The sequence below is a fragment of the Streptomyces otsuchiensis genome (assembly GCF_004305975.1).
Lineage (GTDB): Bacteria > Actinomycetota > Actinomycetes > Streptomycetales > Streptomycetaceae > Streptomyces > Streptomyces otsuchiensis.
Genome location: NZ_BHZI01000423.1, coordinates 1 through 3,379, shown reverse-complemented (window position 1 = coordinate 3,379; position 3,379 = coordinate 1). Strand labels below are relative to the sequence as shown.

4 protein-coding genes are annotated in these 3,379 nt (G+C 71.2%); 1 reads left to right on the top strand and 3 read right to left on the bottom strand.

Features of this window, described 5'->3' with window-relative positions:
• The coding region (locus tag E0D90_RS24605; protein ID WP_130800144.1) for a GNAT family N-acetyltransferase at positions 1 to 349 on the top strand (349 nt) is incomplete at its 5' end.
• A gap of 73 nt (positions 350 to 422) precedes the next feature.
• Here E0D90_RS24605 and E0D90_RS24600 read toward each other — a convergent pair.
• The 3 genes from E0D90_RS24600 to E0D90_RS24590 all read right to left on the bottom strand — a co-directional run bounded on the left by E0D90_RS24600 (position 423) and on the right by E0D90_RS24590 (position 3,167).
• The gene (locus E0D90_RS24600) at positions 423 to 1,139 is read right to left on the bottom strand and encodes a nucleotidyltransferase family protein (RefSeq protein WP_130800143.1); all 717 of its coding nucleotides are present in this window, start codon (positions 1,137 to 1,139) and stop codon (positions 423 to 425) included.
• 120 nt (positions 1,140 to 1,259) lie between these two features.
• Positions 1,260 to 1,685 carry a hypothetical protein gene (locus E0D90_RS24595; RefSeq protein ID WP_103504085.1) on the bottom strand — a complete coding sequence of 142 codons (426 nt, stop codon included), beginning with the start codon at positions 1,683 to 1,685 and terminating at the stop codon, positions 1,260 to 1,262.
• A gap of 354 nt (positions 1,686 to 2,039) precedes the next feature.
• Positions 2,040 to 3,167, bottom strand: a complete 1,128-nt coding sequence (locus E0D90_RS24590) for an ABC transporter ATP-binding protein (RefSeq protein WP_130800142.1) — start codon at positions 3,165 to 3,167, stop codon at positions 2,040 to 2,042.
• Positions 3,168 to 3,379: the final 212 nt, after the last annotated feature.

The following is a 3,379-nucleotide window of genomic DNA, read 5'->3' as shown; positions in this document are numbered from 1 at the left end:
CGGTGGCGGGGCGGGCGCCGTGCTGGGGAGGTTCAACCTGGTGGAGGTCGAGGACGGCTGGGCCGAACTCGGCTTCCGGGTGGCCGAGCACGCGGCCGGCCGTGGCCTCGCCACCGAGGGCGCACGGCAGCTGTGCGCGCGGGCGGTGTCCGACTACCGGCTGACCGGGCTGCGGGCCTCCGCCGCGCTCGCCAACGCGGGCTCGCGCCGGGTACTGACGCGGCTGGGCTTCCGGCCCGTGGGCACGGTGGAGTTGGCTGGACAGCCCGGCACGCGCTACGAACTGCGCCTGGCGCAGGCGGAGACGGACCCGAGCCCGCTGAATCCCCGCGCCGACTCCACGCATTGAGACGGCCGGTGGCACCGGGGCGCCGAAGCGCCCGCTGCCACCGGCCGGTTGCCGGGTACGGGGACCGAGGTGGTCAGCCGCCGTTGAGTTCCTTCGCGGCCTCGCTGAGGTCCTTGGCGGTGTCGATGGCCCGCCAGTAGGCGCGCTGTGGCAACGGGAAGCCGGCCAGGCGTCGTTGGCGTGCCAGGCGGGGGAAGGTGGTCCGCTCGTGGTCGCCGCGGTCGGGAAGCAGCGCGGTGAAGCCGGGGGAGAAGACGTAGACACCCGCGTTGATCTGGAACGAGACCGGCGGTGCCTCTATGAAGTCGGTGACGTTGCCGATCTCGTCGGTGGCGACGGCGCCCCACGGAATGCGGGGGCGCGCAAGCGCGAGAGTGGCGACGGCGTCCCGCTCCAGGTGGAACTCGGCCATCTCGCGCAGCGAGAAGCGGGTCCAGATGTCGCCGTTGGTCGCGAACCACGGCTCCTCCGGGCGCGGCAGCGCGGCGGCGGCGTACTTGAGGCCGCCGCCGCGGCCCAGCGGCTCGGTCTCGATCACGGTGGTGGCGCGCAGCGGGAGATCGTTGTCGTTCAGCCAGTCCTGGAGGACCTCGGCGAGGTGGCCGCAGGAGATCACGACATCGGTGACGCCCTCGTCGGCGAGCCAGGCGAGCTGGTGGCCGATGATCGGGGTGCCGGTGCCCGGGATCTCGACCATGGGCTTGGGGCGGTCGTCGGTGTACGGGCGCAGGCGCGTGCCCTGGCCCCCCGCCAGGACCACGGCCTGGGTGGGCTGCGGAACGTCAGTCATGGTCGGCAGCGTACGGGATCGCCCGGCCCGCTCGACGGGCCGGGCGACGGCGCGCCGCACCGGTACGGGGCGGGCCCGTACCGGTGCGGCGGGGGAGTGGCGGGTGAGGGCCGCTCGTGATCAGACGGAGTCGGCGACGCCGGCGGCGAACGAGGTGTCGCAGACCGGGCGGGCGTGCTCCTGGGCGACGGTGCCGCCGTACTGCCGGACGGCCGCCTGGCCGAGGGCGCGGGCGATGTCGGCGCAGTGGCCGGCGAGGGAGGGGTCGAGGTCGATCTCGCGCTGGAGGCTGGTGAGCGCGGTCCCCGGGTCGGTGGCGTACATCTCCACCAGCAGCGTGTCGAGCAGTTCGTCCTCCGGGGCGAGCGGTTCCTGCTCGGTGCGCTCCTGCTGGGCGGCGCGCTCGGCACCGGCGTTGACGACGGCGCTGTCGGTGGGCGGCTCGGCCCAGGGCACCCGGGCGACGGCGAGTGTCCCGGAGAGCACCAGGACGACCGGGAGGACAAGGGCGAGTGTGCGGCCGATGCGGCGGGCTGCCTGGTTCACTGGTGTGTTCCTCGCGTGACGTTGGTTGCGGTCGGTTGCAGTGGCCTGGGGGACGACTGCGATCGTAGCGAGGTGTAGTGATCTGGCGACATTTTGTCACCCTCTAGGGCGACGTCGGGACAGAAGTTCGCCGGTATGGCGTTGACGAACAGAGATCGAATTTGATGCTCTTATCGGTATTTACCGCCGTTCGGGGGCAGTTCGACAAGCGTCGGAACGACCCGGACAGCGGGCCGGACGCCACCACGGAACGCACGTACCGCAGCAGCGCGGGCCGTACCCTCGCTTCCGGCGAGAATACGGCCCGCGTCGGCCGATCAGGGTGCGATACGTGCTGGTACCGCCCGGCGAACGTCAGTCGGAGAGACGCTCACCGCTGCCCGAGGCGAAGACGTGGGTCTCGCCCGCGCGCGGCACGACGTGCAGCACGGCGCCCTTCTCCGGGATCTGGCGGCCGCCGACGCGGACCACGAGGTCCTTGGTCTCGCCGTTGACCTCGGCGGTGCCGTAGATGTAGCCGTCGGCGCCCAGCTCCTCGACGACGTTGACGGTGACCGCCAGGCCGGCGGTGTCGCTCGGGTCGTCCTTCTTGAGCTCGGTGCCGTTGTTCTCGACGATGTCGAAGTGCTCGGGGCGGCAGCCCACGACGACGGTGGTGTCGCCCTGGTTGGTCGCCTCGGTCAGCGCGGCGCGCTCGACCGGCACCACGCTGTTGCCGAACTTCACACCGCCGTCGGTGATCGGCACCTCGACCAGGTTCATCGCCGGCGAGCCGATGAAGCCCGCGACGAAGAGGTTGGCCGGCTTGTCGTACATGTTGCGCGGGCTGTCGACCTGCTGCAGCAGGCCGTCCTTCAGCACCGCCACCCGGTCGCCCATCGTCATGGCCTCGACCTGGTCGTGGGTGACGTACACGGTGGTGACGCCCAGGCGGCGCTGCAGGCCGGCGATCTGGGTACGGGTCTGGACACGGAGCTTGGCGTCGAGGTTCGACAGCGGCTCGTCCATGAGGAACACCTGCGGCTCACGCACGATGGCACGGCCCATCGCCACGCGCTGGCGCTGACCACCGGAGAGCGCCTTCGGCTTGCGCTCCAGGTAGTCGGTGAGGTCCAGGATCTTCGCGGCTTCCTCGACCTTGGTGCGGATGTCCGTCTTGTTGATGCCGGCGATCTTGAGGGCGAAGCCCATGTTCTGCGCGACGGTCATGTGCGGGTAGAGCGCGTAGTTCTGGAACACCATGGCGATGTCCCGGTCCTTCGGCGGCAGGTGGGTGACGTCGCGGTCGCCGATGTGGATGGCGCCGCCGTTGACGTCCTCCAGGCCCGCGAGCATCCGCAGCGAGGTGGACTTCCCGCAGCCGGAGGGGCCGACCAGGACGAGGAACTCGCCGTCGGCGATCGAGATGTCGAGCTGGTCGACGGCCGGGGTCTCCGAGCCGGGGTAGACCCGGGTGGCCTTGTCGAACGTAACCGTAGCCATGGCTGATGTACTCCCTCACCGGCAGGAACGTGCCGGACGATCCGAGTAGGGGCGGTGCGTCCAGTGGTCTGGACCCTCCGCAACCTAACCCGAACGAGTGTCCCGTGTCACCACCCTGACGTGCGTCCCCGTCCCTGACGTGCGCCCCTGTACCCGCCCGGCGGCCCCCGGCGTGCCGCCGGGCACCCGCCGTCCCCTGCCGCCGATACGCC

Excerpts from the sequence above, each read along its gene's own strand:
- E0D90_RS24600 (WP_130800143.1), bottom strand. The coding sequence starts at position 1,139 with ATGACTGACGTTCCGCAGCCCACCCAGGCCGTGGTCCTGGCGGGGGGC.
- E0D90_RS24590 (WP_130800142.1), bottom strand. The coding sequence starts at position 3,167 with ATGGCTACGGTTACGTTCGACAAGGCCACCCGGGTCTACCCCGGCTCG.